At 61.2% G+C, this 5655-nt stretch carries 5 protein-coding genes and 2 pseudogenes; 6 read left to right on the top strand and 1 reads right to left on the bottom strand.

Annotated features, from left to right (window positions below):
* Positions 1 to 367 (bottom strand): annotated as a pseudogene (locus G486_RS23730) (IS3 family transposase); the annotation flags it as partial.
* Positions 368 to 590: 223 nt separating this feature from the next.
* Between G486_RS23730 and guaB the strand changes: the two are divergent.
* The 6 genes and pseudogenes from guaB to G486_RS0116745 all read left to right on the top strand — a co-directional run.
* The gene (gene guaB, locus G486_RS0116770) at positions 591 to 2066 is read left to right on the top strand and encodes an IMP dehydrogenase (protein WP_027016572.1); all 1476 of its coding nucleotides are present in this window, start codon (positions 591 to 593) and stop codon (positions 2064 to 2066) included.
* A 214-nt stretch (positions 2067 to 2280) separates the two neighbouring features.
* The gene (locus G486_RS0116765) at positions 2281 to 2541 is read left to right on the top strand and encodes a type II toxin-antitoxin system Phd/YefM family antitoxin (RefSeq protein ID WP_027016571.1); all 261 of its coding nucleotides are present in this window, start codon (positions 2281 to 2283) and stop codon (positions 2539 to 2541) included.
* Positions 2538 to 2978 carry a type II toxin-antitoxin system VapC family toxin gene (locus G486_RS0116760; protein ID WP_027016570.1) on the top strand — a complete coding sequence of 147 codons (441 nt, stop codon included), beginning with the start codon at positions 2538 to 2540 and terminating at the stop codon, positions 2976 to 2978. Before G486_RS0116765 ends, G486_RS0116760 begins: the two co-directional genes overlap by 4 nt.
* 37 nt (positions 2979 to 3015) lie before the next feature.
* On the top strand, positions 3016 to 4632 hold the full coding sequence (gene guaA / locus G486_RS0116755) for a glutamine-hydrolyzing GMP synthase (RefSeq protein WP_027016569.1): 1617 nt from the start codon (positions 3016 to 3018) through the stop codon (positions 4630 to 4632).
* A 307-nt stretch (positions 4633 to 4939) separates the two neighbouring features.
* Positions 4940 to 5299: pseudogene (locus tag G486_RS0116750) on the top strand (Arm DNA-binding domain-containing protein); the annotation flags it as partial.
* An 84-nt stretch (positions 5300 to 5383) separates the two neighbouring features.
* Positions 5384 to 5655, top strand: a 272-nt coding sequence (locus G486_RS0116745) for a transposase (protein WP_027016574.1), incomplete at its 3' end; no start/stop codon positions are given.

Genomic DNA, 5655 nt, shown 5'->3' with positions numbered 1-5655 from the left:
TTGCCCGCACAAATGCCCCGTGCCAATAGTTCCTTGTGCATGCGGGGCCAGCCATATTCGCCTTTCACCTCAGCGTGGATTGCACGGATGTGCACCAGCAGGGCTTGCGCACTGCTGTGCGCACCTTTGCCTGTGTCCGCAACATCACGCCGGCGTTGCCAGCTGCAGTACCCGCTGACGCTAACCTCCAGCAACTCGCATGACAGGCGCACGGGGTAACGGCGCTTCATTTGCTCAATCCAGGCGTACCTCGCAGCGTGTCCTGCACCTTGGCCACCGCCGCCATTGACTGACCGCTACGCACCTGCCGTACGGCCTCCTGCTTGAACTCTCGCGTGTATTGCGCACGCACTTGCTTGTATGCCATTTCTTGCTCCATTGACGTGATTTTCAACAAAGCTAAGCACTACCCTTTTCAGGGGCAAGGTCAAGGTGGCTCAACACCAGTCTGCAGTTCATTCACTTGGCGTTTGTGGCCTTATTGCTCAGAAGATCGTAAACACGTTCTTAACCCCATAGCGCCAAGTGAAACCAGGGCTTGTGCAAGCTTGATCGAAGGGTAGATACAATCCCTCTTTTGGAGCCACCACATGCGCCTTCTCGGAAAAGCACTGACCTTCGACGATGTTCTGCTCGTTCCCGCCTACTCCGAAGTCCTGCCCAAGGACGTATCCCTCTCCACCCAATTCACACGCAACATCACGTTGAACTTGCCCCTGGTGTCGGCCGCCATGGACACGGTGACGGAAGCGCGTCTGGCGATTGCCATTGCCCAGGAAGGTGGCATTGGCGTGATCCACAAGAACATGACGGCAGAGCAGCAAGCCGCCGAAGTGTCCAAGGTCAAGCGCCATGAATCCGGTGTGGTGCACGACCCTGTGGTCATCACTCCTGCGCATACCGTGTTGCAAGTGCTGCAGCTGTCGGAAGAGCGCGGTATCTCCGGCTTCCCCGTCTGCGATGGCGGCAAGGTGGTAGGGATTGTGACCAGCCGCGATGTGCGCTTTGAGACCCGTTATGACGTCAAGGTCCGCGAGATCATGACGCCCCGCGAAAAGCTCATCACCGTCAACGAGAAAGACGGCACCAGCCCTGCCGAGGCCAAGGCCCTGCTGAACAAGCACAAGCTGGAGCGCATTCTGGTGGTGAACGACGCCTTTGAGCTCAAGGGCCTGATCACCGTCAAGGACATCAACAAGCAAACCACCTTCCCCAATGCCGCGCGTGACGCTGCAGGCCGCCTGCGTGTGGCTGCTGCCGTGGGCGTGGGCGCTGGCACCGAAGAGCGCGTGGCGGCCCTGGTGCAAGCCGGTGTGGACGCCATCGTGGTGGATACGGCCCACGGTCACTCCAAGGGCGTGATCGACCGCGTGCGCTGGGTCAAGCAGCACTATCCGCAGGTCGATGTGATTGGCGGCAATATCGCCACCGGCGCGGCTGCGTTGGCCCTGGTGGAAGCCGGTGCCGATGCCGTGAAGGTCGGCATCGGCCCTGGCTCCATCTGCACCACCCGCATCGTGGCCGGTGTGGGCGTGCCCCAGATCATGGCCATCGACGGTGTGGCCCAGGCCTTGAAGGGCACGGGCGTGCCCCTGATTGGCGATGGTGGTATCCGCTTCTCGGGCGACATCTCCAAGGCTCTGGCTGCAGGCGCTTCCACCATCATGATGGGTGGCATGTTTGCTGGAACCGAAGAAGCGCCGGGCGAAGTGATTCTGTACCAGGGCCGTTCGTACAAGAGCTACCGCGGCATGGGCTCCATCGGTGCCATGCAGCAAGGCTCGGCCGACCGCTACTTCCAGGAATCCAGCACCGGCAACCCCAACGCCGACAAGCTGGTGCCCGAAGGCATCGAAGGCCGCGTGCCCTACAAGGGGTCTATGGTCTCCATCGTCTACCAAATGGCTGGCGGCGTGCGCGCTTCCATGGGTTATTGCGGCTGCAAGACCATTGCCGAGATGAACGAGAAGGCCGAGTTTGTGGAGATCACCGCAGCCGGCATCCGTGAATCCCACGTGCACGACGTGCAAATCACCAAGGAAGCGCCGAACTACCGGGCGGATTAACCTCTTCCCCCCCCCTGAGCCGCTGCGCGGCTTCCCCCCAGGGGGACGACGGCCTTTGCTGCGGGGCGGCTCTTGCTCGCTGTCTCTGGCGAAAGCTACGGCGCAAGCAAGGGGTGGTTCTAAAAAGACCAGTTTGCGACTTCTGGTCTGAATGCTAAAATCTGGTCTGACTTTATAGTTGGACCAGATTTTTCTTTTTGCGCAGTCTCTCTCCATGCAATCCGTCGGTATCTACGAAGCCAAGACCCGTTTCTCTGCCCTGATCGAGTTGGTCGAGCAGGGCGAGGAGGTGCGCATCACCCGCCACGGCAAAGAGGTGGTGCGCATGCTGCCCATGCGCCGCAAACCAGTGATTACCGATGAGCAGATTGCCCAGGAGTTGGCGCATATTGCGGCGCTGCAGTCCACCATACGGGCTGCAGAAGCTACGGATTCCGTAGCAAGCCTGCGCCACCGCGGAAGGAGCCGGGCATGAGCGCAGCCGCCTTTGTGCTCGATGCCTCCGTCACCGCAGCCTGGCTGCTGCCCGACAACGCCAGCAGCCATACCCAGCGCCTCTACACCCGCATCCGCCGCGATGAGGTGGACCCGCAGGCCCCCAACCTTTGGCAATGGGAATGTGGCAATCTGATCGCCTCGGGTGTGAACCAGGGCCGTATTCCCCGCGCCAGCGTGGAAGGACTGTGGGGTGTGCTGGAGGCCATACGCCACCGCGTGGAGTTGCACGAGCTGGCGCCCGCACAACACAAGGCCGTGCTGGATGTGGCGCAGGACACGGGTCTGCCCATTTACGACGCGGCCTATCTCTGGCTGGCGCAGTCGCTGCGCCTGCCGCTTGCCACATTCGATGCTGCCCAGATGGCTGCCGCCCGCAAAAGCGGTGTGCAGCTCTTGGCACCCGAAGATTTTTGAACGCCTTTCTCTTTCACCTCTCTTGCCCTTGACCACCATGCAACACGACAAGATTCTCATTCTGGACTTCGGCTCCCAAGTCACCCAGCTGATTGCCCGCCGCGTGCGCGAAGCCCATGTCTACTGCGAAGTCCATCCCTGCGATGTGAGCAGCGACTGGGTGCGTGAATTCGCCGCCGATGGCAAGTTGAAGGGCGTGATCCTGTCCGGCAGCCATGCCAGCGTTTATGAAGTGGACGACCGCGCGCCCGACGCCGTGTTCGAGCTGGGCCTGCCCGTTCTGGGCATTTGCTATGGCATGCAGACCATGGCCACCCAGTTGGGCGGCAAGGTCGAAGGCAGCAACAGCCGCGAATTCGGCTATGCCGAAGTCCGTGCCCATGGCCATACCAACTTGCTCAAGGGCATAGCAGACTTTGTCACGCCCGAAGGTCACGGCATGCTCAAGGTCTGGATGAGCCACGGCGACAAGGTCACCGAGCTGCCCCCTGGCTTCAAGGTCATGGCCTCCACGCCGTCCTGCCCCATCGCTGGCATGGCCGACGAAGCGCGCCGCTACTACGCCGTGCAGTTCCACCCCGAAGTCACTCACACCGTGCAGGGCCAGGCACTGCTGAATCGCTTTGTGCTGGACATCTGCGGCACGCAAGCCGACTGGATCATGGGCGACTACATAGCAGAAGCCGTGGCCAAGATCTGCGAGCAGGTGGGCGACGAGGAAGTGATTCTGGGCCTGTCCGGCGGTGTGGATTCCTCCGTGGCCGCAGCCCTGATTCACCGCGCCATCGGCGACCAGCTGACCTGCGTGTTCGTGGACCACGGCCTGTTGCGTCTGAACGAAGGCGATGCAGTCATGGACATGTTCGAAGGCAAGCTGCACGCCAAGGTCATCCGCGTGGATGCTTCCGAGCTGTTCCTGGGCAAGCTGGCTGGCGTGTCCGAGCCCGAGGCCAAGCGCAAGATCATCGGCGGCCTGTTTGTGGACGTGTTCAAGGCTGAGGCCGCCAAGCTCAAGGCTGCCACGGCCGGCTCCAAGGGCGCGACCTTTCTGGCCCAGGGCACCATTTACCCCGACGTGATCGAGTCCGGCGGTGCCAAGAGCAAAAAGGCCGTCACCATCAAGAGCCACCACAACGTGGGTGGCCTGCCTGAGCAACTGGGCCTGAAGCTGCTGGAGCCGCTGCGCGACCTGTTCAAGGACGAGGTGCGCGAGCTGGGTGTGGCCCTGGGCCTGCCGCGTGGCATGGTCTATCGCCATCCCTTCCCCGGCCCAGGCCTGGGTGTGCGTATCTTGGGTGAAGTGAAAAAGGAATACGCCGACCTGCTGCGCCGCGCCGACGCCATCTTCATCGAAGAGCTGAACAACTGGATCGACGAGGCCACCGGCAAGAGCTGGTATGACCTGACCAGCCAGGCCTTCACCGTCTTCCTGCCCGTCAAGAGCGTGGGCGTGATGGGCGACGGCCGCACCTACGACTACGTCGTGGCTCTGCGCGCCGTGCAGACCAGCGACTTCATGACCGCCGACTGGGCCGAGCTGCCCTATGGCCTGCTGAAGAAAGTCTCCGGCCGCATCATCAACGAGGTGCGTGGCATCAACCGCGTCACCTACGACGTCTCGACCAAGCCGCCCGCAACCATCGAGTGGGAGTGATTGGGCGTCTGGCATCGGCTGGCATCTAGTAGCACGAAAACACCCCTAAGCCCGCGTCATTGCGGGCTTTTTTGTGATCTCGTTCGGCACCGCCTGGCAACATTTGGCATCGCCAAGCACCGTTTTTTCATGGCATGATGGATGGCATTGAATGCTTCTATGCCATGAGAAGTCGCCGATACCATGCAACCACCTTGCCGAATGTTCATGGTATCGAGTTTGCGTAATACGATGATTTAATTGATGTTTTACGCCAGGGCGGCCGGTCTTCGGATCATGGTATTTGAGCTGAATCAGGGCGAGAACCATGTTGACCGATACCAAGCTGCGCAACCTCAAGCCGAAGGACAAGCTCTACAAGGTGAATGACCGTGACGGCCTCTATGTAGCCGTCACGGCCGCCGGAGCGATCTCGTTCCGCTACAACTACTCGATCCACGGTAGGCAGGAGACCATCACCTTCGGCCGCTACGGTGTCGGCGGGATCACCCTGGCGGAAGCCCGCGAGCGGTTGGGCGAGGCCAAGAAGATGATCGCGGCCGGGAAGTCGCCGGCCAAGGAAAAGGCGCGGGACAAGGCCCGCGTCAAGGACGCGGAGACGTTCGGGGCCTGGGCGGAAAAGTGGCTGCGCGGCTACCAGATGGCCGACTCCACCCGCGACAAGAAGTGGCCCCGGTTTTTTGAACAGTTGGCTAAGCGAGATTTCTTCCCGTAAAAATGGCCTGACAGCAGGCCGAATCTGGAGAAATCTATGACCATCAAATCAAGACGCAAGCACAGTGCTACCTTCAAAGCCAAAGTCGCGCTGGAGGCGGTGCGCGGCGAGCGCACCGTCGCTGAACTGGCTCAGCAGTACGAAGTACACCCCAGCCAGATTGCAGACTGGAAGCGGCTGCTGCTGGAGCGGGCGGCTGACGTGTTTGGCCCAGCACCTGGGCCTGCTGCCCCAACGGTGGATCTCAAGGAGCTGCACGCCAAGATCGGGCAGCTCACCCTGGAGAAGGATTTTTTGCACGGTGCGCT

It is taken from the genome of Comamonas composti DSM 21721 (assembly GCF_000429845.1).
GTDB lineage: Bacteria > Pseudomonadota > Gammaproteobacteria > Burkholderiales > Burkholderiaceae_C > Comamonas > Comamonas composti.
The sequence above is the reverse complement of the archived record's forward strand: the minus strand, read 5'-3'. Positions and strand labels throughout refer to the sequence as shown.